Genomic DNA, 24,261 nt, shown 5'->3' on the forward strand with positions numbered 1-24,261 from the left:
ATGTCGGACACCCTAGTGGTCCGGCATCCACCTCCGGTTGCGAGCGGCTCCGGGCCGCAATTGCCTGGACAGATGCCACAGACGGATCGCATCGCGGAACCTTGGGGGACGCGGACCCCGTACGGCCCCGGAACCTCGTGGCCTGCGCGGACCGACACGTTCCTTGCCGACGGCGTCGCCCCCGAGGAGGTCGACCGCTGGGTCCAGTCCGCGACGATCCTGCACTCCAACGGCGACGCGCTCGACATCGCGGTGCGCGACGGGCAGATGGTTGGCGTCCGCGGCCGCGTCGAGGACCGGGTGAACCACGGCCGGCTCGGCCCCAAGGACCTCTACGGCTGGCAGGCCAACGCCGATCGCGACCGGCTCACGCGCCCGCTCGTCCGCAAGGACGGGGAACTGGTGGAGGCCACCTGGGACGAGGCGATGGAACGCGTGGTGAGCAACACCAAGCGGCTCATGGCGGAGCAGGGCGCCAGCGCGATCGGCTTCTACACGACGGGCCAGCTCTTCCTCGAGGAGTACTACACGCTCGGCCTGATCGCGCACGGGGGCCTCGGCACCAACCACGTCGACGGCAACACGCGGCTGTGCACGGCGACGGCTGCCGCGGCACTCAAGGAGTCGTTCGGCTCGGACGGACAGCCCGGCTCCTACACCGACATCGACCACGCCGACGTGATCGCGCTCTTCGGGCACAACATGGCCGAGACGCAGACCGTGCTGTGGTCCCGGGTCCTGGACCGGCTCGCCGGGCCGAATCCGCCCGCACTCGTCTGCGTCGACCCTCGGCTGACGCCGGTGGCGCGCGCCGCCACCGTCCACCTCGCGCCGCGCCCCGGGACCAACCTCGCGCTCATGAACGGCCTGCTGCACGAGATCATCGCCCAGGACTGGGTCGACCACGACTACATCGACCAGCACACCGTCGGCTTCGACGACCTCGTCCAGATGGTCGCGGACCATCCCGTGGAGCGGGTGGCCACGATCTGCGACGTCCCCGCGGCCGACCTGCGGAAGGCGGCCCGCATCCTGGGCACCGGCCGGCGCCTGCTGTCCACCGTGCTGCAGGGCTTCTACCAGTCCCACCAGGCCACCGCTGCCTCCGTGCAGGTCAACAACCTGCACCTGGTCCGGGGCATGCTGGGAAGGCCGGGGTGCGGGCTGCTGCAGATGAACGGTCAGCCCACGGCGCAGAACACCAGGGAGTGCGGGGCCGACGGCGACCTGCCGGGGTTCCGCAACTGGTCCAACGACGCGCACGTGCAGGACCTGGCCGCGGTGTGGAACGTGGACCCGATGCGCATCCCGCACTACTCGCCGCCGACCCACGTCATGCAGATGATGCGGTACGCCGAGGAGGGTTCGATCCGGATGCTCTGGGTCCAGGCGACAAACCCGGCGGTGTCCCTGCCGGAGCTCGCCCGCGTCCGCTCGATCCTGACGCAGGAGCGGCTGTTCCTCGTGGTGCAGGACATCTTCCTGTCAGAGACGGCGCAGCTCGCCGACGTCGTGCTCCCCGCCGCGACGTGGGGCGAGAAGACCGGCACGTTCACGAACGTCGACCGCACGGTGCACCTCTCCGAGAAGGCGGTCGAGCCACCCGGCGAGGCGCGGCCCGACCTCGACATCTTCCTCGACTTCGGGCAGCGCATGGGGCTACGGAACAAGGACGGCGCGCCGCTGGTCACGTGGCACGACGCCGAGTCGGCGTTCGAGGCGTGGAAGGAGTGCAGCCGTGGGCGCCCCTGCGACTACAGCGGGCTCACCTACGACATGCTGCGCGGTGGCAGCGGCATCCAGTGGCCCTGCAACGAGGACCATCCGGACGGCACCGAGCGCCTCTACGCCGACGGGAAGTTCTGGAGCAGCCCGGACTACTGCGAGAGCTACGGCCGCGACCTGGTCACCGGGGCGCCGGTCGAGCCGACCGAGTACGCCGCGCTCAACCCGGAGGGCCGGGCCGTCATCAAGGCGGCGCGCTACGTCGTGCCGCACGAGATCCCCAGCGAACAGTTCCCGCTCCAGCTCATCACGGGGCGCACGCTGTACCACTTCCACACCCGCACCAAGACCGGGCGAGCACGCCAGCTCCAGGCGGCCGCGCCCGAGGTCTGGGTAGAGGTCTCGGCGTACGACGCCGAGCTGCTGGGCCTCGTGGAGGGCGACCTCACCGAGGTGACCACGCCGCGGGGCCGGCTCCGGGCCAAGGCGCGCATCAGCGGCATCCGGCGGGGCGTCGCGTTCGTGCCGTTCCACTACGGGTACTGGGACACCGACGCCGGCCACGAGCCGGGCGGTCACGGACGCGCCGCGAACGAGCTGACGATGACGGACTGGGACCCGTGCTCCAAGCAGCCGCTCTTCAAGACCGCGGCGGCCGCCGTGCACAAGGTCGGCGACGGGGACGGCTCCCCCGCCCCCGCGCCGTCGACCGGCTCGGCCTCGGTCGCGCCCGGTGTTCCCGCGACCGCCGGCGGACCGGAGGCCGTCGCGGACGAGGACCTGTCGGCCACCCGCCCGGGAGGTGTGCGATGAAGATCGGTATCGTTCTGCGCGAGCTGCACAGGTCCGAGAACGAGCTGGCGATCGACCTCCTGCGCGCCTCGGAGCGGCACCAGGTGGACCACGAGATCTACCACGTGGCCCGGGACATCGCCGCCTGGTCCCAGCGGCACGTCCGCGACATCGCGGAGGTGGCCGCCGACTACGGCGCCGACCTCGACGCCGCACCGCACGAGGAGTTCGGCCTCGCCCGCACGGTGCGCGAGAAGAGCAGCGAGCTCGTCGGGCGGGCGCGGGCACCGGGGCTCCTGCTGCTCCGGGACCTGCGCGCGCTGTACCTCGACGCCGCGGGCGTTTCCGTGGACTGGGAGCTGCTCGCCCAGGCCGCACAAGGCGTCCAGCACACCGGCGTGCTCGCCCTGACCAAACGGTGCCATCCCGAGACACTGCGCCAGATGCGCTGGGCGAACGCCAAGCTGAAGGAGTCGTCGACCCAGGTGCTGATCAGCTGATCCTGACCAGCCCGTCACGCACACCAGGACGTGGAGCCGCCGCTATGGAGAACTACCTCATCCCCGTCACCTTCCCCGATCTGGACACGGCCAAGCGGGACGCCGGGTCGTTCGTCGACGCCCTGCGCGCCGCCGGCATGCAGGCCCGGATGATCGCCGACCCCGGCCTGGACTCCCCCGACGACTCCGGGCGACCCGACCCCGGACCGACCACCCGCGAGCTGCGCGTCCACGCCGGGAGCGCCGACGAGGCCCGCCGGCGCGTGCAGGAGGTGACGGACGGCCAGTTCCCACGGGGTCTGGTGCTGCTGGGCGAGCCGACGCCGCTCTGACGCGCGCCGGGGCGCGCGCCAGAGCGGCAACGCCCTGGGGCGGTAGCGTGGTGCCATGACGACGACCTCGGAGAACTCGCAGTATCTGCGGCTGCTGGGCGAACAGGTGGGGCACGAGCTGGCGGCGCACCTGCAGTACATGGCGATCGCTGTCTGGTTCGACAGCAACGACCTCCCGCAGCTCGCCGCGCACTTCTACCGGCAGGCGCTCGAGGAGCGCAACCACGGCATGATGATCGTCCAGTACCACCTGGACCGTTCGCTGCCCGTGAAGATCCCCGGCACCCCGGACGTGCGCAACGACTTCGACGACGTGATCGAGCCGCTGCAGCTCGCGCTCGACCAGGAGCAGCAGGTCACCCGGCAGATCGAGGCGATCTTCCGCGCGGCGCGCGAGGAGGGTGACGCCCTGGGCGAGCAGTTCCTGATGTGGTTCCTCGAGGAGCAGGTCGAGGAGGTCGCGGCGGCCACGACGCTCGTCGCCGTCGCCAAGCGCGCCGGGGACAATCTGTTCGACCTGGAGAACTACGTGGCGCGCGAGACGATCGGCGACGCCGGTCAGTCCGCTGCCGCACCGCGGGTGGCCGGCGGCGCTCTCTAGCCCGGCCTGCTGCCCTGAGCCGGCGGGTCGGCGGACTGTTCGGTCGACCGTGCGTACCGGCCGGCCAGCCGGCGCAGGTGCGCGACGAGCTCCGGCGGGCTCGTGACGTCGAACTCCGCGTCGAGCAGCCCGAGGTAGACGCCCAGCGTCTCCACGGTGTCTGCCCCGGTGTCCAGAACGCACGTGTGCTCGTCGACGGGTTCGACGACGCCTGCCGCCGGGCTGATGCGCTCGCCCACCACCTCGGCCGGGGCGTGCACGACGACCCGCGCCCGGTATCGCCAGGCCGCGGCCGACACCCGGCTCGACACGTACGCGGCGACGTCGTCGGGCAGCTCGCGCGGTGTGAACCGCGGACCCGTGGGGATGCGCGGCCGCATCCGGTCCGCGCGGAAGGTCCGCCAGCCGCCCCGGTCCAGGTCCCACGCGAAGAGGTACCAGCGGCGCCCCCAGCTGACCAGCCGGTACGGCTCGACCGCGCGGACGGTGGCCTCGCCCGTGTGGTCGGCGTAGTCGAACCGGAGCCGCTCGCGGTCACGGCAGACGGCGGCGAGCGTGGTCAGGATCTCCGGGTCGACGGTCGGTCCCTGGTCGTCCCGGGGCACGGGAACCGTATAGGCCTGCAGCGCGCCGACCCGACGTCGCAGCCGGGACGGCATCACCTGATCCAGCTTGACCAGCGCCCGGAGCGACGCCTCCTCGATCCCCGCCACTGCCCCGCCCGTCGCCGTGCGGAGCCCTACGGTGACCGCCACTGCTTCGTCGTCGTCGAGCAGCAGCGGCGGAAGGTCCGCCCCCGCGCCGAGGCGGTAGCCGCCGACGTTGCCGCGTGTCGCCGCCACCGGATAACCGAGCTCCCGCAGGCGCTGGACGTCGGTGCGTACGGTCCGCCCACTCACGCCGAGCCGCTCTGCCAGCTCCGGGCCGCTCCAGTCACGCGGGAGCTGCAGGAGGGAGAGCAGGCGCAGGAGGCGTGCCGAAGTTTCCAACATGACCCAAGGTTCGCAGCCCAAGAGGAAGCAAGTCTTCCTCATGGGTCGGCAGAGTTGAGCACATGGACATCAACGAGTACCGCATCGACGTCCCCCAGGCCGACCTCGACGACCTCGACCAGCGGCTCTCCCGCGTGCGCTGGACCAACGAGCTTCCCGACGGCGGCACCGAGTACGGCGTCTCGCTCGAGTACCTGCAGGACCTCGTCCGGCGCTGGCGCGAAGAGTACGACTGGCGCGCGTGGGAGACGAGGCTCAACCAGTACCCTCAGTTCACCACGACGATCGACGGGCAGAACGTGCACTTCATGCACGTCCGCTCCCCCGAACCGGACGCCACACCCCTGCTGCTCACGCACGGCTGGCCGACGACCGTGGTGGAGTACCTGGACGTGATCGACCGCCTGAGCGACCCGCGAGCGCACGGCGGCGACCCTGCCGACGCGTTCCACCTGGTGATCCCGTCGGTGCCCGGCTTCGGATTCTCCGGCCACACCACCGAGCGGGGCTGGAACCGGTACCGGACGGCGAAGGCGTGGGCCGAGCTGATGGGCCGTCTGGGCTACGAGCGGTACGGCGCCCACGGCAACGACGGCGGCTCCCTCATCTCACCGGAGGTCGGGCGCTGCGACCCCGAGCACGTGATCGGGGTGCACGTCACCCAGATCTTCTCGTTCCCGTCCGGCGATCCGGCCGAGCTCGAGGGCCTGTCGCCGGAGGACGCGAAGAACGTCGAGTTCCTGGGGTGGTGGCTGGAGAACGGCGGCGCGTACGACAAGCTCCAGTCCACCGCGCCGCAGACGCTCGCGCACGCCCTGGCCGACTCGCCGGTGGGGCAGCTCGGCTGGAACGCGCAGCTGCTCGGGCCGAACCTGGACCCCGACTACGTGCTGACCAACACGACGATCTACTGGCTGACCAACACGGCTGCGTCGTCGGCCCGGTTCTACTACGAGGACTTCCACGCGACGGACAAGCCGACCGAGCCCACCACCGTGCCTCTCGGGTTGGCGAACTTCGCCTGGGACTTCCACTCGATCCGCGCGTTCGCCGAGCGCGACCACAGGAACATCGTCTCGTGGAACGTCTACGACACGGGTTCTCACTTCGCGGCGCACGACGCGCCGGACGTGCTGATCGACGACCTCCGTGGGTTCTTCCGCCGGCTCCGCTGAGCTCACGGGATGCCTCACCACCGCGCCGCGTCACCACCGCCCGGTCTTCACCACCGAACCAGGAGCCTCCGCATCGCGGCCACCTCGGCCGGTATGGGCCGACGCCGCCGGAGTGCGGCGGGCGCCTCCCGCAGACCCTGGACCACGCCGGACCGGTGGCTCGGGCTCTGCGCCGCGACGTGCCGGATCTGTCCGACGGCGTCGCGCCACGGCAGGCGCATCAGCGCGGTGAGCGTCGCGGCGCGAGCGATCCCGTACTGCCGCTGGCTCGGCGGCTGTCGGCTCGGCGAGGGGTGGTGGTGCACCACGATGTCCTTGACGTAGGACATCGCCCAGCCGGCGGCCGCGAGGTCGAGCGCCAGCCGCTCCTCCTCACCGGGGAACCGCACCACGCGGTCGAACCCGCCTGCGGCGAGGAACGCGCTGCGGCGGACCATCGTGGCGCAGGCTACGAAGCCGAGAAGCGCCTCGCCGGGCGCGGTGAGGTCCTGGGGCAGGGGCGACGCGGCCATCAGCTCGCTCACCGGGTCGGTGCGCTCCTCCGGCCCGACGAGGATCTTGGCGCAGACAAGGCCGAGCCGAGGGTGACCGGCGAGCGTGGTGGCCGCCTCGCTCAGCGAGCCCGGCGCCCACCACGAGTCGTCGTCGGCGAAGGCGACGAACGGCGTGGTCGCGGCCCGGACCCCGACGGTCCGGGCCACGGCACCGACGTTCCGCGGCAGGCGGATGACCCGCACCTCGGGACAGGCCGCCGCGACGGCGTCGGCGCTGCCGTCGGTCGAGTCGTTGTCCACCAGGATCACCGGCGCCCGATGGGCCGGCAGGGAGGCTAGCAGGTCGTCCCGACGGTTCCGGCTCGCGACCACGACGGTGACACGGTCGTCCTCGGCAGCCATCGTCGCCCCTCCCAGCTTCGACGTCGTCGGGCCCTCCCAGCGTGAGGTCGGCCCGGCCCAGCCGCATCCTGGTAGGGGTCAGCTCAGCTCTCCGTGGCGAGCCGCTCCGCGACGGCACGGTAGCGCTCGAGGTACAGCGGCCAGCCGTCGCCCGTGTCGAGGTGGGTGAAGCCCTCCCAGCCCTCGCCGTGCCGGTCGAGATGACGGTGCTCCAGCACGACCCTGGTGCGCTCCGGGGCCTCGGCGATGAACCGCACCTCGACCTCACTGGCGCGGTCGGGGTCCGGCTCGACCTGCCACCGGGGGCTGATGTCCCACGTGATGACGAGCCGGTGGGGCGGCTCGTGCACGAGGACGCGAGCCCAGGTGCAGGTGCTGCCGTCCCGGCCGACGTCGTAGATGGTCCCGCCGGCACGTGGCTCCAGGACCGTGCGTTCGATCGGCACGGACAGGAGGTTGTGCTCACGGGGCTTGATCTCGTCGAAGTGTTCGGTGAACACACGGAAGGCGTGCTCCACCGGGACGTCGACGGAGATGTCGACCTGCAGCCGGGTCTGGTCCTGCGACGTGGTGCTCATCAAGATGTTCCTTCCGGGTCCGAGGCGGCCGGCTCATAGCTCTGCTCGGCCACGCTCTTGAAGGTGGACAGGGTGTGATTCCAGTAGGACTCCAGCTCCCGCCGGAGACCTTCCAGACCGCTGAGCCGAGGCTGGTAGAGCCGTTCGCGGCCCTGCTGCCGAACATCGACCAGCTCCGCGTCGAGCAGCACCCGGAGGTGCTGGGAGACGGCGGGCCGGCTGACCGGCAGGTCGCGCGCGATCTCGGTCACGGAGCACCGCCCGCGTGCGACGCGGGCAAAGACCTTGCGGCGCGTCGGATCGGCGAGCGCATGCCAGGGATCGGCGGTCGTAACTTCCATAACCCGTAAGTTACTACTTACGCGTTTCCCTGTCGACACATCGGCGAGATCTGCGGAGGCCCGGACGTATCACACCCGCGTTCCGCGACTCCTGATCCGTAGTGCAACCGTTACCCAGCGTGGGGATCACCGTGCGCAGAGAGGGACAGGTTCGCGTGACCAGCACGGGCTACCCGCAGGTCGGCGACCGGCGCGCCGCGCTCGACGCGGACCGCCTGACCGGCGTCGCCATGCTCCGTTCCGCCCTGTCCGGCCTGCCGACCCCGGGCGACCTGCCGACCTTGGACCGCCTACCGACCCCGGACGGCCCGAGCGTCGCTCCCGCCCCGCTCGCCCTCGCCGCCGCCGCCGCCGGCCGGAGTCTGCACGAACCCGAGTGCCGCACCACGCGCGCCGCCCTGCACGACTACCTCGCGCGTCGCCTGCTCCCCAGCCGGCGACGCCGCGTCGAGGCGCACCTGGACGGTTGCGGCGAGTGCACGCGCGCGTTCATCGACGTCCGCCAGGCGTCCTGGGCACTCCAGGACCACGGCCGCCGTCTGGCCGCCGACGGCCACCGAGGCGGGCGGCACCGGCGCGCACCTCGCCGGCGCGTCGTCGCAGCCAGGGTCTGACGCCGACATCCCGGGCGCTGTCACATCCCGTGCGCCGGTGTCGTCAGTTCATCGTGACCACGAGAACGACCCACGACCCAGGAGGGACGGCTGAGATGTCCACACCGAACGAGAGCGGTGCGGCCGACGTCCGGCAGCACGTCGAGACGCTGGTGCACCGGATCGAGGCCAAGGACCTGGCGGGCCTGCGGCAGCTCTACGCGGCCGACGTCGTCTCCTTCGACGTCGAACCGCCGCTGCAGCACGTCGGCCTGGAGGCGAAGCTGCGGAACTGGACGAACGTGTTCACGATCTTCCGTGACGTGCGCTACGAGCTGCGCGACCTGGCCTTCACGGTCGACCGGAGCGTCGCGTTCGCACACGGTTTCGGGCGGCTCAGCGGCACCCTGGCCACGGGGGCGGAGACGAACGGCATGTGGGTGCGTGCCACCCTCTGCTTCCGCCGGTTCGACGGGGCCTGGCTGATCACGCACGACCAGGTGTCCGTGCCGTTCGACCTTCACAGCGGCAGAGGAGTGTCCGACCTCCAGCCCTGACCCAAGGCGTCCCGGCTCACCGGACGCGCTTGCCCTCGTCCGGGATGAGCCGCCAGGCGACCACCGCGGCGAGCGCGGTGAGCACTGCCGCGACCACGCACGCCACCTGCAGGGAGGCGACGAACGCCTCCTGCGCGGCCGCCAGCACGTCCGCCCGGTCGCCGGCGACCGCCACTGCCGAGGCGAGCGAGTCCCCGGCCTGGGCCCGGACGTCCGCCGGTACGTCGGCGGGTACCGCGACGCGCGCCTGGTAGCCGAGCGTGACCAGCGAGCCGAGCACGGCGACACCGAGCGCGACGCCCAGCTCGTACGCCGTCTCCGAGATCGCGGACGCCCCGCCCGCCTTGGCGGGCGGCACGGCGGAGACGACGGCGTCCGTGGTCAGGGTCATCGCCAGCCCGACGCCCAGCCCGGCGGGGACCAGGGCGAGCGCGAGCCACACGTAGTGGTCGGCGCCCTCGGCCGCCGCGATGGCGACCATCCCGAAGGCGGTGACCGCGAGGCCGAGCGCGATCGCCGGGCCGCGCCCGAAGCGCGTGATGGACCAGCCGACCACCGCTACCACCACGATGGAGGCGATAGTGGCCGGAAGCTCGGCGATACCGGCGCGCAGCGGCGAGTACCCCCGCACGAGCTGCAGGTACTGCGAGAAGAAGAACAGCATGCCGGTGAGCGCGAAGATCGCGATCAGGTTGGCCGCCACCGCACCGCTGAACGCCGGGATCCGGAACAGCCCGATGTCGAGCAGCGGGCCCCGCCCGTCGGCGACCAGCCGGGCCTGGCGGCGCACGAAGCCGAGCCCGGCGAGCACTGCCAGCGCCAGCACGCCGACCGCGATCAGGTCCACCCCTTCCGACGCCGCATGCTTGATGGACCACACGAGCGGCATCACGGCGGCGAACGACAGCACCACCGACAGGACGTCCAGCCGCCCCGAGTCCGGGTCCTTCGCCTCGGGCAGCAGCACGGCGCCGGCAATGACCAGCACCACGACCACCGGGACGTTCACGAGGAACACCGAGCCCCACCAGAAGTGCTCGAGCAGCGCGCCGCCGACCAGCGGCCCCACTGCGGCACCACCACCGGCCGCCGCCGACCACACGGCGATGGCGCGGCTGCGCTCGCGCGCCTCCGGGAACAGCGTGCGGATGAGCGACAGCGTCGAGGGCATGATCGTCGCACCCGCCACACCGAGCAGCAGGCGGGCGGCGATGAGCACCTCGGCGCTCGGCGCGAACGCCGCCAGCGCGGAGGCCGCGCCGAACGCCGTCGACCCGATCAGCAGGAGCCGCTTGCGGCCGACCCGGTCGGCCAGCGTGCCCATCGCGACGAGGAGGCCGGCGATGGCCAGCGAGTAGATGTCCCCGATCCAGAGCACCTGGGTGGCCGTGGGCGCGAGGTCGCGGGTCAGCGACGGGACCGCCAGGTAGAGGACGGTTCCGTCGATCGCGAGCAGACCGACCGCGAGCACGAGGACGGCGAGCGCGGCCCACCGGCGGCGCGTGGAGAGGACAGGAGCAGTAGCGGTCACGCGACAACTGTACCGTCCAGCCGGTACAGTTTCATCTCTCGGGATCTATAGTGCGTGCGAAGGCAGAGGTGGTGTCGAGTGGGTCGAACGGCGGGCAGAGACCCGGAGCAGACGCGTGCTGCCCTCCTGGACGCGGCGGGCCAGCTCGTCCGGGAGCGTGGGATCTCGGCCACCCTCGACGACGTCGCGCGCCGTGCCGGAGTGTCCAAGGGCGGCCTGCTCTACCACTTCGCGAGCAAGCAGGAGCTGCTCCTGGCGATGGCACACGACTGGCTCGAGCAGTTCCGGGTGACAGTGCTCGCCGCCGTCGACCCGGACGACGACGCCCCCGGACGCCTCGTCCGTGCCTACGTCCGCACGTCGATCGACGGCGCGCTGGACGCCGCCGCGACACGCGACGCCCTGGTGGTGATCGCACACCTGTCGACCGTCGACGCGGTCACGGACCTCGCCCGCGCCGATGCGCTCCGCTGGCAGGAGGACCTGCGGGCGGACGGCCTCCCCGACGACATCCTGCTGCTCGTCCTCGCCGCGGCGGACGGCGCCAGCGCGCAGCCGGTGTGGGGCATGGAACCCGCACCGGAGGAGCTGGAGCGGCTCCGTGAACAGCTGCTCGCACTGACCGTCCGCGACGGGGCCGCGGCCCCGGACCGAGCCTGACGTTCGGGGCGGGTGAGGGTGGCGGGACGGGATGACGGGGCCGGGTGACCAGGCTGGCCGGTGACCGGGCTTGCGGGTGGTGGTGGTCAGGAGGCCGGCTGAGAGGGCCGAACCGCAACTTCCACGTCCGTCATCGCCCCGCACGGCCGCCGAACCGCACGTTGACCGTCCACCTCGCGCCGAGGCGCAATCTGCATGTCCAGATCGACCCAGATGAACTCGAAACCTGCGGCTCGGCACCGGTGACAAGAGTCAACGTGCGGTTCGGCGCTCGGCGACCACGATCAACGTGCGGTTCGACGCCTGGACCGAGCCGGACCAACGACCAGCGTGCGGTTCGGCATCGGAGCAGTCGTCCGGCTCACATCTGCGGTTCGGCAGTCAGGCCGGGTCCCGGCCCCCGGCCCCGGCCCCGGCCCCGGAATCAGGACTCAGGACTCAGGACTCAGGACTCAGGACTCAGGACTCAGGACTCAGGACTCAGGACTCAGGACTCAGGACTCAGGACTCAGGACTCACCGTCGTCGCCGATCCAGCGGTCCGCCAGTGCTTCCGAGCCGCGGGCGAGCAGCGCGACGTCGGCGCCCACGAGCACGAACGAAGCCCCTGCGTCCAGGTACTCCTGCGCCATCTCCGGGTCGAAGGCGTTGACGCCAACCGGCTTGCCGGCCGCCCGCACCGCCTCGAAGGTCCGGTGCACGGCGGCGACCACGTCCGGGTGGGTCTGTTGTCCGAGCACGCCCAGCGACGCCGCCAGGTCGGACGGCCCCACGAAGACGCCGTCCACACCATCGACCGCGGCGATCTCGGCGGCATTCTCGACGCCGGTGCCGGACTCGACCTGCACGAACACGGAGACGTACCGGTCGGCGTCCGCCATGTAGTTCTCGACGCGGTTCCAGCGCGCACCGCGGGACAGCGCGCTGCCCACCCCGCGGACGCCCCGCGGCGGGTAGCGCACTGCCCGCACGACGTCGGCGGCCTGCTCGGCCGTGTCGACCATGGGCACGAGCACGTTCTGTGCTCCCAGGTCGAGCAGCTGCTTGAGTACCACGGCGTCGTCCGACGGCGCCCGCACCAGCGGGGTGACCGGGTAGGGCGCCACCGCCTGCAGCAGTGCGGACGTGGTCTCCAGGCCGATCGGAGAGTGCTCGCCGTCGATCAGCAGCCAGTCCAGGCCGGCGCCCGCGCAGATCTCGGCTACCAGTGGGCTGCCGCTGCACACCCACATGCCCAGCTGCGGCCGGTCGGACCCGGTGATGCGGTCGCGGAACGTCGGCGGCAGGGTCAGACGAATCGGCACGATACGGTCCCCAGCTCTCGGTAGTCGGCCAGCACGCTGTCGCCCGGCTCCACCCACACGGGCCGGGTGAACGAGCCGGCCAGGATGATCTCGCCGGGCTCCAGCGCATCGTCGTGCTGGGCCAGCTTGTTCGCCAGCCAGGCGACGCCGGTGGCCGGGTGGTTCAGCACGGCGGCCGCGACGCCGGACTCCTCGATGGCCTCGTTGCGGTACAGGAGCGCGGAGACCCAGCGCAGGTCGGTCTCCCCGATCGCCACGGGGTTGCCGCCGTAGACCATTCCGCCCATCGCCGCGTTGTCGCTGATCGTGTCGACGATGGTGCGCCCCGCCATCTCGATGCGCGACGACAGGATCTCCAGGGCCGGCACCACGTACTCGGTGGCGCGCAGCACGTCGAACACGGTGACGTGCGGACCGGCGAGACGGTCGCGGAGCACGAACGCCAGCTCCACCTCGATCCGCACGTTCGAGAACCGCGAGTGCTCGATGACCGACCCGTTCTCGAAGACCATGTCCGCGAAGATCGCACCGTAGTCGGGCTCCGTGATGCCGGTAGCGGCCTGCATGACCTTCGAGGTGAGCCCGATCTTGCGGCCCACCGGACGGCGCCCGGCGTCGATCCCGCGCCGGCGCCAGGTGTTCTGCACGGCGTAGGAGTCCTCGACCGTCATTCCGGGGTACCGCGCCGTCAGGAGCGGCACCGTCGTCCGCTCCTCCTCCGCCCGGGCCAGCTCGTCGGCGATCGTCGTGATCGTCGCGTCGTCCAGCATGCGCTCCCCCATCAGAGCTGGTGTCCCAGCTTGTACTCGCCCTGCTTCCACGAGGGCAGCGCGTCGGCGTCGTCCTCGGGACGGGTGTAGGAGAACCCGTCCGCGCCGATGGTCACCGCCATCTCCGACGTCTCGGTGCGGGCGACGACGGGCTGCGGTTCGCCGTCCAGGTCCAGGACGAGCGACGCCTCGGTGTACCAGGACGGCACCACCGGGTTGCCCCACCAGTCGCGCCGCTGGTTGTCGTGCACGTCCCACGTCACCACCGGGTTGTCAGGGTCGCCGGTGTAGTAGTCCTGGGTGTAGATCTCCACCCGGTGCCCGTCCGGGTCACGCAGGTAGAGGTAGAAGGCGTTGGACACGCCGTGCCGCCCCGGACCGCGCTCGATGTGGTCCGACAGCCGCAGCGCGCCCAGCTTGTCGCAGATGGCGATGATGTTGTGCTTCTCGTGCGTCGCGAAAGCGACGTGGTGCATGCGAGGACCGTCGCCGCCCGTCATCGCCGTGTCGTGCACGGTCGGCTTGCGGCGCATCCACGCGGCGTAGGTAGTGCCCTCACCGTCCTGGATGTCCTCCGTGACGCGGAAGCCGAGGTCTTCCATGAACTGCACGGCGCGCGGCACGTCGGGCGTGACCTGGTTGAAGTGGTCCAACCGCACCAGCGCGCCAGGCGTGTGCAGGTCGTAACGCCATGCGAGCCGCTCGACGTGCTCGACGTCGTAGAAGAACTCGTACGGGAAGCCGAGCGGGTCGGTGACCCGCACCGAGTCGCCGATGCCGCGGGTGAAGCCGTCCGCACGACGCTCCACCCGGCAGCCGAGCTCCGTGTAGAACGCGACGGCCCGGTCCAGCTCCTCGGGGCTGCGCACCCGGTAGGAAAAGGCAGCCACGGCGGCCACCGGCCCCTTGCGCAGCACCAGGTTGTGGTGGATGAACTCCTCGAGGCTGCGGAGGTGGACGACGTTCTCGTCCTCCTCGGTGACCACGAGACCCAGCACGTCGACGTAGAAGTTCCGCGAGGCCGCCAGGTCGGTGACGACGAGCTCCATGTACGCGCACCGCAGGATGTCCGGCGGGGGCGCCACCGGCGTGGGGATCGGGTCAGCGGCGGTGATCGGCGCGTCGCTGGTCACGACAGGTCCGGTCGGGTCGGTCATCTTCAGGCTCCCTTGCCAAAAGTCGGGTTGTGGACCTTGCCGAGCGTGATGTGCACGGCCTGCTGGTCGGTGTAGAAGTCGATCGAGCGGTAGCCGCCCTCATGTCCCAGCCCGGATGCCTTGACCCCGCCGAACGGCGTGCGCAGGTCGCGCACGTTGTTCGAGTTGAGCCAGACCATGCCCGCCTCGATCGCCTGGGAGAAGTTGTGCGCGCGCCGCAGGTCGTTGGTCCACACGTAGGCGGCCAGGCCGTACCGGACACCGTTGGCCAGGGCGAGGGCCTCCTCCTCGGTGTCGAACGGCGTGATCGCCACCACCGGGCCGAAGATCTCCTCCTGGAAGATCCGGGCCGACGACGGCACGTCCGCGAAGACCGTCGGCGCCACGTAGTTGCCGGTCTCGAAGCCCTCGGGCCGCCCGCCGCCCGCCACGAGCCGCCCCTCGGTCTTGCCGATCTCGATGTACGAGACGACCTTGTCGTAGTGCTCGGGGTGCACCAGCGCGCCGACCTCGGTCCGGGGGTCCTGCGGGTCCCCAACCACCACGCGCTTGGCCTGCTCGGCGTACCGCTCCACGAACTCGTCGTACACGGCGCGCTCGACGAGGATGCGGCTGCCCGCCGTGCAGCGCTCGCCGTTGAGCGAGAAGACGCCGAAGATCGTCGCGTCGATGGCGGCGTCCAGGTCTGCGTCGGCGAAGACGACGGCCGGGGACTTGCCGCCCAGCTCCATCGAGAGCCCCTTGAGGTACGGGGCGGCGTTGGCGAAGATCAGCTGGCCGGTGCTGCTCTCGCCCGTGAACGAGATCAGCGGGACGTCGGGATGCTTGACCAGCGCGTCGCCCGCCTCCTCCCCCAGTCCGTTGACCAGGTTGAACACACCTTCGGGCAGGCCGGCCTCCTCGAAGATGCCCGCCCACAGCGACGCCGAGAGCGGGGTGAACTCGGCAGGCTTGAGCACCACCGTGTTGCCGGTCGCGAGCGCCGGTCCGAGCTTCCAGGACTCGAGCATGAACGGCGTGTTCCACGGCGTGATGAGTCCGGCGACGCCGATCGGCTTGCGGTTGACGTAGTTGATCTGGCGGCCGGGAACCTTGAAGGTGTCGTCCGACTGGGCCACGACCAGGTCGGCGAAGAACCGGAAGTTCTCCGCGGCGCGACGGGCCTGGCCGAGCGCCTGCGTGATCGGCAGGCCGGAGTCGAAGCTCTCCAGCTCGGCGAGCCGCGCGTCGCGGGACTCGACGAGGTCCGCGATCCGGTGCAGGATCCGCGAGCGTTCCCGCGGCAGCATCCGGGGCCATGGCCCGTTCACGAACGCGTCGCGCGCCGCTGCGACGGCGCGGTCGACGTCGGCCTTCTTCCCTGCTGCCGCCTGCAGGTAGACGTCGTTGGTCACCGGCTCGAGCACGTCGAACGTGGCGCCGTCGGCCGAGTCGACGAACGCGCCGCCGATGTAGTGCTGGATGCGGCCGGGCAGGTCGGCCGGCACGTGGCGGGTCGGCTGGTCGGTCATCGTGTCTCCCTGTGTGGTGTCGGGCGGAGCGGGCCTGCGTCGGCGCGAGCGTCCAGGAAGGCCCGCATGGTCGCCCAACGGTGGTTGCGTGCGGCGGTCTCGATCTCGAGCGGGTCGGCCTGGCGGGTGATCAGGTCGAGGATGTGGGCGTGCTCGGCCACGGAGTCATGCGCTCGGCCCGGGACGAACGCGAACGTGGAGTCCCGCAGGCCGGACAGCTGGGCCCAGCCCCGGTGGACCATGTCGAGCAGGAGCTGGTTGGGGCACGATTCGAACAGCACGGAGTGGAACTGCCGGTTCAGCGCGGTGAACGCGTGCGGGTCGAAGTGGTCGAGCAGGGAGCGCAGGTGGTCGTTCACCTCGGTCGCCCGCCGGAGGTCCGCGGGGGAGATGGCGCGCGCGGAGAGCCCGGTCGCGGCTCCCTCGACGACGCCGAGAGCCTGCATGGCGTCGACGTACCCGTTCTCGTCGACCATCGCGACCCGCGCGCCGACGTTGCGCTCGTAGGTGACCAGGCCTTCCGCCTCCAGGCGGCGGATCGCCTCGCGGACCGGCACGACGCTCATCGCGAGCTCGTCCGCGATGCTCTGGAGCACGAGGCGGTAGCCGGGGCTCAGCTCGTGGCGCGCGATGCGGTCACGCAGGTAGTCGTACGCGACCTGGGACTTGCTCAGGGCGCCGGCGAAGGCGACCTCGACGGCCGACACGGTCGCGTCTCCGGTCGTCATCGCGACTCCCTCTGTGTCTGGGACTTCGATGACTGGGACTTCCATGCCTCATAGCGCGCCAGCCACTCGGCGTTCGGGGGGAAGAGCCCGTCGACGGGGTGACCGGCGGCCACCTGCTGCGCCACCCAGGCGTCCTGCTCCTCCTGGGCGATGGTCGCGTCGGCGACCTCCTCGACGAGGTGCGGCGGCACGACGATCACGCCGTCCGCGTCGCCCACGACGACGTCGCCGGGCAGCACGGTCGCCCCGCCGCAGGCCACGGCGACGTCGGTGTCCCAGGGGACGTGCCGCCGGCCGAGCACCGCCGGGTGCGGACCGCCCGAGAAGACGGGGAGCCCCGTAGCGGCCACGGCCTCGAAGTCGCGCACGCCGCCGTCGGTGACGACGCCGGCCGCGCCGAGCACCTGCGCCCGCAGCGCGAGGACGTCACCGAGCGTGGCGGACCCGGTCTCGCCGCGGGCCTCGATGACGATGACCTCGCCGGTGCCGACCGCGTCGAACAGGCGCTTCTGCGCGTTGTAGCCGCCGCCGTGCGTGGCGAACAGGTCTTCCCGGTTGGGTACGAAGCGCAGCGTCCGCGCGCGACCGACGATCGTCGCGCCGGGCACGTTCGGGCGCACGCCCTCGATGAGCACGTTGTTCAGACCGCGCTTGCGCAGCTGGGCCGACAGTCCGGCGACCGGTGCGCGGCGCAGCTTGTCGGCGAGCTCGGCCGTGAGCACGAACGGCTCCGGCTCGGGCGGCAGGCCCGCCGCGGCGCGGCTGCCCCACGCCTCGGCGCGTTGGGTGTCGTCGATCTTCGGGCCGGAGCCGACGTCGCCGAACGGGACGTCGCCCTGCACCACCGTGGTCACCAGGCGGCCGGACGTCGGCGTGCCGGGCGCGGTCGGTACGTCCACCTCGACCTCGACGACGTCGCCCGGGACCACGACGCTCGATCCGGCGGGGGTACCCGTCAGGACGACGTCGCCCGTCTCGAGGGTGAGGTGCTGGGACAGGTCGGCCACGATCTGCGCGAGCGGGAACAGCAGCGCGTCGGGTCCGGTGGTGTCCTGCTGCACGAGCTCACCGTTGACCCAGGTGCGCACGCGCAGCGCGGCCGGGTCGACCGCGCGGGCGTCGAGAAGCTCCGGGCCGATCGGCGTGTAGCCGTCGCGGCCCTTGGAGCGCACGTTCGACCCCTTGTCCGCCCACCGCAGGTCGTAGACGCCGAGGTCGTTCGCGGCGGTCACGGCGGCGACGTGGTCCCATGCACGCTCGAGCGGCACGTGCCGGGCCGGCTCACCGATGACCAGCGCGACCTCGCCCTCGAACGCGAGCAGCTCCGTACCGGCGGGCCGTTCGACCACACCGCCCGTCGCGGCGAGCGAGCTGGCCGGCTTCAGGAAGTAGGAGGGTGCGGCGGGACGCCGGCCGCGCTGTTCGGCGCGGGAAGCGTACGCGAGGTGGACGGCGATGATCTTGCCCGGCCGTGCTGCGAGCGGCCCGTCCGGGGGCAGCTCCCGTGCCGTCGGGGCGTGCGCTTCGGTACCCATGAGCTCCCTTGCCCGTCGTTCCGCTGGTCTTCGACGACCTCTGGCATTTCGTATCTCAGATCGTATATGGTCGGTGGGAACACGGCAAGGTCACCCCGACCGAGCACACACGACGGGCCCTCCGACGAGGGTGGGCCCGGATGACAAGGGAGTCATGCGATGTCACGCCTCACCCCCGACGGGCCCACAGCGGCCCGCTCCCCCTCCGCGCGCGAACGGCGCCGCGTCGTCCTCGCCACCGTCGTGGGCACGACGGTCGAGTGGTACGACTTCTTCATCTACGCCGCCGCGGCCGGTCTGGTCTTCGGCCAGCTCTTCTTCGAGCCCGCCGGTGCGAGCCTCGGGACGCTGCTGGCGTTCGGCTCGGTGGGGGTCAGCTTCCTCTTCCGCCCGTTCGGCGCCTTCGTCGCCGGGCACCTCGGCGACAAGTACGGGCGGCGCGTCGTCCTCGTGCTCACCCTGGTCCTGATGGGCCTGGCGACCGCGCTCATCGGCGTGCTGCCCACGTACGGTCAGATCGGCGTGGCCGCGCCGATCATGCTGGTGCTCCTGCGGATCCTGCAGGGCATCTCGGCGGGCGGTGAGTGGGGCGGGGCCGTGCTCATGTCGTGCGAGCACGCGCCGGTCAAGCGCCGCGGCCTGTTCGGGGCGTCCCCCCAGATCGGCGTCCCGCTCGGCCTGCTGCTCGCGTCCGCCGTGCTGGGCATCATGAACGCCGTGGCGCCCGGCGAGGCGTTCCTCACGTGGGGCTGGCGCGTACCGTTCCTGCTGAGCGTCGTCCTCATCGGCATCGGCTACTGGGTGCGCCGCAGCGTCGAGGAGAGCCCGGTGTTCGTCGAGATCGCCGAGCGCGCCGAGACCACCCGCCAGCCGCTGCTGCAGCTGTTCCGCAAGCACACGCCGCTGGTCATCGTGGCGGCTCTCGTCTTCGCCGGTAACAACGCCGTGGGGTACATGACCACCGGCGGCTACATCCAGAGCTACGCGTCCGACCCGCAGGGCCCCGTCGGGCTGGACCGTGGGCCGGTGTTCTGGGCCGTGACCATCTCGGCCGTCGTCTGGCTCGCGTCGACCTGGTTCGCGGGCGCGCTCTCCGACCGGCTCGGCCGTCGCACCACCTACGCTGTCGGCTTCGTGGTGCAGCTCGCCGGGGTGCTCGCCCTGTTCCCGCTCGTCAACGGCGCGACGTTCGGCTCGCTGCTGCTCGGGCTGATCTTCCTGTCGGTCGGCCTCGGGTTCACCTACGGGCCGCAGGCCGCGCTCTACGCCGAGCTGTTCCCCGCGTCGATCCGTTTCTCCGGCGTCTCGATCTCCTACGCGATCGGGTCCATCCTGGGTGGCGCGTTCGCGCCCACCATCGCGACCGCCCTCGTCCAGGCGACCGGCACGACGGCGGCGGTCACCATGTACCTGGCGGGGATGACGGTGATCGGGTTGGCCGCGACGCTCATGCTGCGCGACCGTACGGGTATCCCGCTGGGTCCCGACCACGAGGAGCTGCAGGCCGCCAGCCCGATCTACGGCCTGGCCAAGGCCTGACCTTCCGCAGCAGCCAGCCCACCGAGCAGAACGGACGAACAATGCAGTTCCACCACCACGGCTACGTGTCCGGCGACCCGCGCGTCCGGCCGGCCGCGGGCTACGGTCTCGAACGGCCCACCGAGCTGCCGGACGAGGTCGACGTGCTCATCGTCGGCAGCGGGCCCGCCGGCATGATCGCGGCAGCCCAGCTCGCCCAGTTCCCCGACATCCGTACCCACGTGGTGGAGCAGCGGGCCGGGCGCCTCGAGATGGGCCAGGCGGACGGCATCCAGGCGCGCAGCGTCGAGACGTTCCAGGCGTTCGGGTTCGCCGAGCGGATCACCGCGGAGGCCTACCGGATCACGGAGATGGCGTTCTGGAAGCCCGACCCCGAGAACCCGCGGAACATCGTCCGTGGCGCCGTCCCGCCGGACGATGCCACCGGGATCAGCGAGTTCCCCCACCTGATCGTCAACCAGGCGCGCGTGCTCGACTACTTCGCCGAGGTGGCCGCCACCGGCCCCGCGCGGGTGACCCCGGACTACGGGCTGGAGGTCGTGGGGCTGACGGTCGCCGACGCGGTCACCACCCCGGCGGGCAACGCAGCGGCCGGCCCGCCTCCGGTCACCGTGACGCTGCGGCACACGACCGGCCCGCACGAGGGCACGGAACGCACCGTGCGGGCCGGATACGTCATCGGCTGCGACGGAGCGCACAGCGCCGTCCGGGAGTCGATCGGGCGCAAGGCCGTCGGCGACCGGGCCAACCACGCCTGGGGCGTGATGGACGTGCTCGCCGTGACCGACTTCCCCGACGTGCGCACCAAGTGCGCCATCCAGTCGCACGACGGCGGCTCCATCCTGCTCATCCCGCGCGAGGGCGGGTTCCTGGCCCGCTGGTACGTCGACCTCGGCGAGGTGCCGCCCGACGACGGCGGCCGCATCCGCGCGACCCCGCTGGAGCAGGTCATCGAGCAGGCCAACCGGATCATCCACCCCTACACGCTCGACGTGAAGGACGTGCCCTGGCACAGCGTGTACGAGGTGGGCCACCGGGTCACCGACGGCTTCGACGACGTTCCCGACCACCTCACGGGCAGCCGCACGCCGCGGGTGTTCCTCACCGGCGACGCCTGCCACACGCACAGCGCGAAGGCCGGCCAGGGCATGAACGTGTCCATGCAGGACGGCTGGAACATCGCCTGGAAGCTGGCGCACGTGCTCACGGGCCGGGCGCCGGAGTCGCTGCTGGCCACCTACTCGGCCGAGCGGCAGGTCGTGGCCCAGAACCTCATCGACTTCGACCGCGAGTGGTCGCGCCTCATGGCCACGCCGCCGGAGGACCTGCCCGACCCGACCTACCTCGAGGACTTCTACGTCAAGACCGCCGAGTTCCCGTGCGGGTTCATGACGCAGTACCAGCCGTCCATGATCGTGGCCGACCGCGCCCACCAGGAGCTCGCCACGGGATTCCCCGTCGGTAAGCGGTTCAAGTCGGCCCCGGTGGAGCGCGTGGCCGAGGGCAACCCCGCCCACCTGGGACACCACGCCCGCGCCGACGGCCGCTGGCGCATCTACGCGTTCGCCGACGCCCCGGCGCCGGGCGAGCCCTCGGCGCTGCGCGAGTGGGCGCAGTGGCTGGGCACCGCGGCCGACTCCCCGCTGCTGCGGCACACGCCCGCGGGCACCGACCCGGACTCCGTGCTCGACGTCAAGGTCATCTACCAGCAGGACCACTTCGGTGTCGAGTTCTCCGACGTGCCCGACGTCTTCGTGCCGCGCGTCGGCCCGTTCGGGCTCATCGACTACGAGAAGGTCTACGCGACCGACCCGGCCCAGGACATCTTCGAGCAGCGGGGCATCGACCGCGGCGGCGCCGTGGTCGTCGTCCGGCCGGACCAGTACGTGGCCACCGTCCTGCCGCTGAGCGCGACGGACGAGCTCCGGGAGTTCTTCGCCGGGGCGCTGCTGCCGCAGAAGGCGCCGCAGGACACGACGAACGACCCGACGAACCCCGAGGAGAACGCATGACCGACACCCGCGAGTCCGACCTGCTCGCCGCCGTCCCCGACGGGCTGCTCCTCGGTGGCCGGTGGCGTCCTGCCGCGTCGGGAGCCACTCTCACGGTCGAGGACCCGGCGACCGGCGAGACCATCAGGACCATCGCCGACGCCGGGCCGGAGGACGGCATGGCGGCGCTCGACGCCGCCGTCGCCGCGGCAGCCGAGTGGGCAGCGACCCCCGCCCGGACTCGCGGCGAGATCCTGCGCCGTGCGTTCGACCTGCTGCAGGAGCGCCGGAGGACGTCGCCCTGCTCATGACGCTCGAGATGGGCAAGCCGCTCGCGGAAGCGCGTGGCGAGGTGACATACGGCGGTGAGTTCCTGCGCTGGTTCTCCGAGGAGGCGGTACGCGCGACGGGCCGCTACGGGACCAGTCCCGAGGGCACCGGGCGCATGATCGTCACGCAGCACCCCGTGGGGCCCTGCTTCCTCATCACCCCGTGGAACTTCCCCCTGGCCATGGCGACCCGCAAGATCGCGCCCGCTCTGGCGGCGGGCTGCACGGTGGTCATCAAGCCGGCGGCGCTGACGCCGTTGACCACCCTGTACTTCGCACAGTTGCTCCAGGACGCCGGGCTGCCTGACGGCGTGGTCAACGTACTCACCACGTCGAGCTCCGGCGCCGTCTCCGGCCCGATCATCGCCGATCCGCGTCTGCGCAAGCTGTCCTTCACGGGGTCGACCCCCGTGGGCCAGAAGCTCCTGGAGCAGGCAGCCCCCGGCGTGCTGCGCACCTCGATGGAGCTGGGCGGCAACGCTCCGTTCGTGATCTTCGAGGACGCCGACCTGGACCAGGCGGTCAAGGGCGCACTGGCGGCGAAGTTCCGCAACATCGGGCAGGCGTGCACGGCAGCCAACCGCTTCATCGTGCACTCCTCGATCGCCGACGAGTTCGCCCGCCGGGTCACCGCCGCGGTGAACGACTTCGTGATCGGCCGCGGCACCGAGTCCGGCGTGACCATCGGCCCGCTGGTGGACGACAACGCCGTCGCGAAGGCGGAGGCGCTCGTCCAGGACGCGGTGACCCGGGGCGCCCGGCTCGCCACCGGCGGTTCCCGCATCGGCGGGCCGGGCAGCTTCTTCGAGCCGACGGTCCTGACCGGCGTCAGGCCGGGCAGCGACATCCTGCGGGAGGAGATCTTCGGCCCGGTGCTCGCGATCGCCACCTTCGACACCGATGACGAGGCGGTCGCACTCGCCAACGACACGGAGTACGGGCTCGTCAGCTACGTCTACACCGAGAGCCTGTCGCGTGGTCAGCGCATGATCGACCGGCTGGAGACGGGCATGATGGGCCTCAACGTCGGCGTCGTCTCCAACGCCGCCGCACCGTTCGGCGGCTGGAAGATGTCGGGTCTCGGGCGAGAGGGCGGCGCCGAGGGCATCCACGAGTACCTCCAGACGAAGTACACGCTGACACCCGCCTGACCGTTCTTCTGTCCCGGCGGCCGGACGGTCCAGCCGCCGGGACGTGGCCGCCGCCCTGCTGTGCGCCTCGTTGTGCGCCTCAGATCCTGGTTCACACACGACAACGCCAGCCCAGGTGCCGAATTCGGTCACTTGCACGATTCGCGGAATGACTTCGGTCGGATGGGATGAGTTCGGTCAGTCAACCGACCGATCTCATCCCATCCGACCGAACTCACTCCCGAGCAGGAGGCATCCGACCGAAGTCATTGCCTGGTGGAGCGCCTGGACCCACGTCGTGTCCCGGGTGGAGTGCGTTGGGACCGATGTTGTTCGCGGGCGGAGTGCATCCGACCGAAGTCGCTCGCGAGCAGGGTCCCGGAGGCGGTGAGCAGCCCCGGACAGCTGCCCACGTCGCGCCAGACGAACCCCTGACGGTGACCGACCATGAGAAGCACATCCTGGCCGCTCCGCCGGTTCACGACCAGAAGCAGCAGGGTCGGTCACTCCCTTAGGTGGACCGGAAGGACCAATGCTGCTTGCACCATGCCCGATTCGGTCACTTGCACGATTCGCGACGTGACTTCGGTCGGATGGGATGAGATCGGTCAGTCAACCGACCGAACTCATCCCATCCGACCGAACTCACTCCCGAGCAGGGGGCAGCCGACCGAAGTCACCACCGGGCGAGGTGCAGCCGACCGAACTCGCTCCCCCGTGGAGCGTGCACCAGAGCGGCGCCCCCATCTGACAGCCTGACACCACCCGGCCTCACACCAGCCAGGTCACACCAGCCAGGTCACACCACCCGGCCTCATCAATCCGCCCCTGAGCAGCAACGACATCGACGCCGCCGACAGGACCCACCCAGTGCCGGCAGGACAATGAACGCCGTCACCGGGCGCAAAACCGCGTCCGCGACGGCGTGGCCGGAGCGTTAGACTCGCTCACGTCAAGGCGGACAGCACCAACACCACCGCCTGCGCTCGAAAAAG

At 71.3% G+C, this 24,261-nt stretch carries 21 protein-coding genes and 1 pseudogene; 11 read left to right on the forward strand and 11 right to left on the reverse strand.

Annotated elements, in window-relative coordinates:
• The first annotated feature begins 72 nt into the window (after window positions 1-72).
• From ACFSL2_RS06415 to ACFSL2_RS06430, 4 genes are read left to right on the forward strand one after another with little or no spacing between them, the layout of a single operon-like run.
• Window positions 73-2,538, forward strand: coding sequence for a molybdopterin oxidoreductase family protein (locus ACFSL2_RS06415; protein ID WP_377197051.1), 2,466 nt, complete (start codon window positions 73-75; stop codon window positions 2,536-2,538).
• On the forward strand, window positions 2,535-3,017 hold the full coding sequence (locus ACFSL2_RS06420; protein WP_377197052.1) for a hypothetical protein: 483 nt from the start codon (window positions 2,535-2,537) through the stop codon (window positions 3,015-3,017). The genes ACFSL2_RS06415 and ACFSL2_RS06420 overlap by 4 nt, the downstream gene beginning before the upstream one ends.
• A 44-nt stretch (window positions 3,018-3,061) precedes the next feature.
• On the forward strand, window positions 3,062-3,349 hold the full coding sequence (locus ACFSL2_RS06425; RefSeq protein WP_377197053.1) for a hypothetical protein: 288 nt from the start codon (window positions 3,062-3,064) through the stop codon (window positions 3,347-3,349).
• Between the two features lie 55 nt (window positions 3,350-3,404).
• Window positions 3,405-3,950, forward strand: coding sequence for a ferritin (locus ACFSL2_RS06430; RefSeq protein ID WP_377197054.1), 546 nt, complete (start codon window positions 3,405-3,407; stop codon window positions 3,948-3,950).
• On the opposite strand, the gene ACFSL2_RS06435 is transcribed toward ACFSL2_RS06430, so the two are convergent.
• Window positions 3,947-4,942, reverse strand: coding sequence for a helix-turn-helix transcriptional regulator (locus tag ACFSL2_RS06435; RefSeq protein WP_377197055.1), 996 nt, complete (start codon window positions 4,940-4,942; stop codon window positions 3,947-3,949). The genes ACFSL2_RS06430 and ACFSL2_RS06435 overlap by 4 nt on opposite strands.
• 62 nt (window positions 4,943-5,004) lie before the next feature.
• Here ACFSL2_RS06435 and ACFSL2_RS06440 point away from each other — a divergent pair, with 62 nt between their 5' ends.
• Window positions 5,005-6,117, forward strand: a complete 1,113-nt coding sequence (locus ACFSL2_RS06440; RefSeq protein WP_377197056.1) for an epoxide hydrolase family protein — start codon at window positions 5,005-5,007, stop codon at window positions 6,115-6,117.
• A gap of 47 nt (window positions 6,118-6,164) precedes the next feature.
• On the opposite strand, the gene ACFSL2_RS06445 is transcribed toward ACFSL2_RS06440, so the two are convergent.
• The 3 genes from ACFSL2_RS06445 to ACFSL2_RS06455 all read right to left on the reverse strand — a co-directional run bounded on the left by ACFSL2_RS06445 (window position 6,165) and on the right by ACFSL2_RS06455 (window position 7,932).
• Window positions 6,165-7,013: a glycosyltransferase family 2 protein gene (locus ACFSL2_RS06445; RefSeq protein ID WP_377197057.1), complete on the reverse strand. Its 849-nt coding sequence runs from the start codon at window positions 7,011-7,013 to the stop codon at window positions 6,165-6,167.
• A gap of 83 nt (window positions 7,014-7,096) precedes the next feature.
• A complete protein-coding gene (locus tag ACFSL2_RS06450) occupies window positions 7,097-7,591 on the reverse strand; it encodes an SRPBCC family protein (protein ID WP_377197058.1) in 495 nt (164 codons plus the stop codon).
• On the reverse strand, window positions 7,591-7,932 hold the full coding sequence (locus ACFSL2_RS06455) for an ArsR/SmtB family transcription factor (RefSeq protein WP_377197059.1): 342 nt from the start codon (window positions 7,930-7,932) through the stop codon (window positions 7,591-7,593). Before ACFSL2_RS06455 ends, ACFSL2_RS06450 begins: the two co-directional genes overlap by 1 nt.
• Window positions 7,933-8,087: 155 nt before the next feature.
• Here ACFSL2_RS06455 and ACFSL2_RS06460 point away from each other — a divergent pair, with 155 nt between their 5' ends.
• Together ACFSL2_RS06460 and ACFSL2_RS06465 are read left to right on the forward strand one after the other, a co-directional pair.
• On the forward strand, window positions 8,088-8,546 hold the full coding sequence (locus ACFSL2_RS06460) for a zf-HC2 domain-containing protein (protein ID WP_377197060.1): 459 nt from the start codon (window positions 8,088-8,090) through the stop codon (window positions 8,544-8,546).
• Window positions 8,547-8,641: 95 nt separating this feature from the next.
• Window positions 8,642-9,082: a YybH family protein gene (locus ACFSL2_RS06465; protein WP_377197061.1), complete on the forward strand. Its 441-nt coding sequence runs from the start codon at window positions 8,642-8,644 to the stop codon at window positions 9,080-9,082.
• Window positions 9,083-9,098: 16 nt separating this feature from the next.
• On the opposite strand, the gene ACFSL2_RS06470 is transcribed toward ACFSL2_RS06465, so the two are convergent.
• Window positions 9,099-10,613 carry an MFS transporter gene (locus ACFSL2_RS06470; RefSeq protein ID WP_377197062.1) on the reverse strand — a complete coding sequence of 505 codons (1,515 nt, stop codon included), beginning with the start codon at window positions 10,611-10,613 and terminating at the stop codon, window positions 9,099-9,101.
• A 78-nt stretch (window positions 10,614-10,691) separates the two neighbouring features.
• Between ACFSL2_RS06470 and ACFSL2_RS06475 the strand changes: the two genes are divergently transcribed.
• The gene (locus ACFSL2_RS06475) at window positions 10,692-11,273 is read left to right on the forward strand and encodes a TetR/AcrR family transcriptional regulator (RefSeq protein ID WP_377197063.1); all 582 of its coding nucleotides are present in this window, start codon (window positions 10,692-10,694) and stop codon (window positions 11,271-11,273) included.
• 508 nt (window positions 11,274-11,781) lie between these two features.
• Here ACFSL2_RS06475 and ACFSL2_RS06480 read toward each other — a convergent pair.
• The 6 genes from ACFSL2_RS06480 to ACFSL2_RS06505 are packed head-to-tail and all read right to left on the reverse strand — an operon-like array spanning window position 11,782 to window position 18,277.
• The gene (locus ACFSL2_RS06480; protein WP_377197064.1) at window positions 11,782-12,576 is read right to left on the reverse strand and encodes an HpcH/HpaI aldolase family protein; all 795 of its coding nucleotides are present in this window, start codon (window positions 12,574-12,576) and stop codon (window positions 11,782-11,784) included.
• The gene (gene hpaH / locus ACFSL2_RS06485; protein WP_377200777.1) at window positions 12,561-13,346 is read right to left on the reverse strand and encodes a 2-oxo-hept-4-ene-1,7-dioate hydratase; all 786 of its coding nucleotides are present in this window, start codon (window positions 13,344-13,346) and stop codon (window positions 12,561-12,563) included. Before hpaH ends, ACFSL2_RS06480 begins: the two co-directional genes overlap by 16 nt.
• 11 nt (window positions 13,347-13,357) lie before the next feature.
• Window positions 13,358-14,503: a 3,4-dihydroxyphenylacetate 2,3-dioxygenase gene (gene hpaD, locus ACFSL2_RS06490; RefSeq protein ID WP_377197065.1), complete on the reverse strand. Its 1,146-nt coding sequence runs from the start codon at window positions 14,501-14,503 to the stop codon at window positions 13,358-13,360.
• A 2-nt stretch (window positions 14,504-14,505) separates the two neighbouring features.
• A complete protein-coding gene (gene hpaE / locus ACFSL2_RS06495; RefSeq protein WP_377197066.1) occupies window positions 14,506-16,014 on the reverse strand; it encodes a 5-carboxymethyl-2-hydroxymuconate semialdehyde dehydrogenase in 1,509 nt (502 codons plus the stop codon).
• Window positions 16,011-16,742 carry a GntR family transcriptional regulator gene (locus tag ACFSL2_RS06500; protein ID WP_377197067.1) on the reverse strand — a complete coding sequence of 244 codons (732 nt, stop codon included), beginning with the start codon at window positions 16,740-16,742 and terminating at the stop codon, window positions 16,011-16,013. Before ACFSL2_RS06500 ends, hpaE begins: the two co-directional genes overlap by 4 nt.
• A complete protein-coding gene (locus tag ACFSL2_RS06505; protein ID WP_377197068.1) occupies window positions 16,739-18,277 on the reverse strand; it encodes a fumarylacetoacetate hydrolase family protein in 1,539 nt (512 codons plus the stop codon). Before ACFSL2_RS06505 ends, ACFSL2_RS06500 begins: the two co-directional genes overlap by 4 nt.
• Before the next feature lie 159 nt (window positions 18,278-18,436).
• On the opposite strand from ACFSL2_RS06505, the gene ACFSL2_RS06510 reads away from it, so the two are divergent.
• The 3 genes and pseudogenes from ACFSL2_RS06510 to ACFSL2_RS06520 all read left to right on the forward strand — a co-directional run bounded on the left by ACFSL2_RS06510 (window position 18,437) and on the right by ACFSL2_RS06520 (window position 23,287).
• The gene (locus tag ACFSL2_RS06510) at window positions 18,437-19,816 is read left to right on the forward strand and encodes an MFS transporter (RefSeq protein WP_377197069.1); all 1,380 of its coding nucleotides are present in this window, start codon (window positions 18,437-18,439) and stop codon (window positions 19,814-19,816) included.
• A 41-nt stretch (window positions 19,817-19,857) separates the two neighbouring features.
• Window positions 19,858-21,828, forward strand: coding sequence for an FAD-binding monooxygenase (locus tag ACFSL2_RS06515; RefSeq protein ID WP_377197070.1), 1,971 nt, complete (start codon window positions 19,858-19,860; stop codon window positions 21,826-21,828).
• Window positions 21,825-23,287 (forward strand): annotated as a pseudogene (locus tag ACFSL2_RS06520) (NAD-dependent succinate-semialdehyde dehydrogenase). The gene ACFSL2_RS06515 and the pseudogene ACFSL2_RS06520 overlap by 4 nt, the downstream one beginning before the upstream one ends.
• The last annotated feature ends 974 nt before the right edge of the window (window positions 23,288-24,261 follow it).

Origin of the sequence: Promicromonospora aerolata (genome assembly GCF_042682255.1) — a bacterium.
GTDB lineage: Bacteria > Actinomycetota > Actinomycetes > Actinomycetales > Cellulomonadaceae > Promicromonospora > Promicromonospora aerolata.

What these genes read in the sequence shown, in the direction of transcription:
- ACFSL2_RS06445 (WP_377197057.1), bottom strand. Translation starts at nt 7,013, where the DNA reads ATGGCTGCCGAGGACGACCGTGTCACCGTCGTGGTCGCGAGCCGGAAC.
- ACFSL2_RS06435 (WP_377197055.1), bottom strand. Translation starts at nt 4,942, where the DNA reads ATGTTGGAAACTTCGGCACGCCTCCTGCGCCTGCTCTCCCTCCTGCAG.
- ACFSL2_RS06420 (WP_377197052.1), top strand. Translation starts at nt 2,535, where the DNA reads ATGAAGATCGGTATCGTTCTGCGCGAGCTGCACAGGTCCGAGAACGAG.
- ACFSL2_RS06430 (WP_377197054.1), top strand. Translation starts at nt 3,405, where the DNA reads ATGACGACGACCTCGGAGAACTCGCAGTATCTGCGGCTGCTGGGCGAA.
- ACFSL2_RS06425 (WP_377197053.1), top strand. Translation starts at nt 3,062, where the DNA reads ATGGAGAACTACCTCATCCCCGTCACCTTCCCCGATCTGGACACGGCC.
- hpaE (WP_377197066.1), bottom strand. Translation starts at nt 16,014, where the DNA reads ATGACCGACCAGCCGACCCGCCACGTGCCGGCCGACCTGCCCGGCCGC.
- ACFSL2_RS06510 (WP_377197069.1), top strand. Translation starts at nt 18,437, where the DNA reads ATGTCACGCCTCACCCCCGACGGGCCCACAGCGGCCCGCTCCCCCTCC.
- ACFSL2_RS06415 (WP_377197051.1), top strand. Translation starts at nt 73, where the DNA reads ATGCCACAGACGGATCGCATCGCGGAACCTTGGGGGACGCGGACCCCG.
- ACFSL2_RS06465 (WP_377197061.1), top strand. Translation starts at nt 8,642, where the DNA reads ATGTCCACACCGAACGAGAGCGGTGCGGCCGACGTCCGGCAGCACGTC.
- ACFSL2_RS06515 (WP_377197070.1), top strand. Translation starts at nt 19,858, where the DNA reads ATGCAGTTCCACCACCACGGCTACGTGTCCGGCGACCCGCGCGTCCGG.
- hpaD (WP_377197065.1), bottom strand. Translation starts at nt 14,503, where the DNA reads ATGACCGACCCGACCGGACCTGTCGTGACCAGCGACGCGCCGATCACC.
- ACFSL2_RS06500 (WP_377197067.1), bottom strand. Translation starts at nt 16,742, where the DNA reads ATGACGACCGGAGACGCGACCGTGTCGGCCGTCGAGGTCGCCTTCGCC.
- hpaH (WP_377200777.1), bottom strand. Translation starts at nt 13,346, where the DNA reads ATGCTGGACGACGCGACGATCACGACGATCGCCGACGAGCTGGCCCGG.
- ACFSL2_RS06505 (WP_377197068.1), bottom strand. Translation starts at nt 18,277, where the DNA reads ATGGGTACCGAAGCGCACGCCCCGACGGCACGGGAGCTGCCCCCGGAC.
- ACFSL2_RS06450 (WP_377197058.1), bottom strand. Translation starts at nt 7,591, where the DNA reads ATGAGCACCACGTCGCAGGACCAGACCCGGCTGCAGGTCGACATCTCC.
- ACFSL2_RS06455 (WP_377197059.1), bottom strand. Translation starts at nt 7,932, where the DNA reads ATGGAAGTTACGACCGCCGATCCCTGGCATGCGCTCGCCGATCCGACG.
- ACFSL2_RS06440 (WP_377197056.1), top strand. Translation starts at nt 5,005, where the DNA reads ATGGACATCAACGAGTACCGCATCGACGTCCCCCAGGCCGACCTCGAC.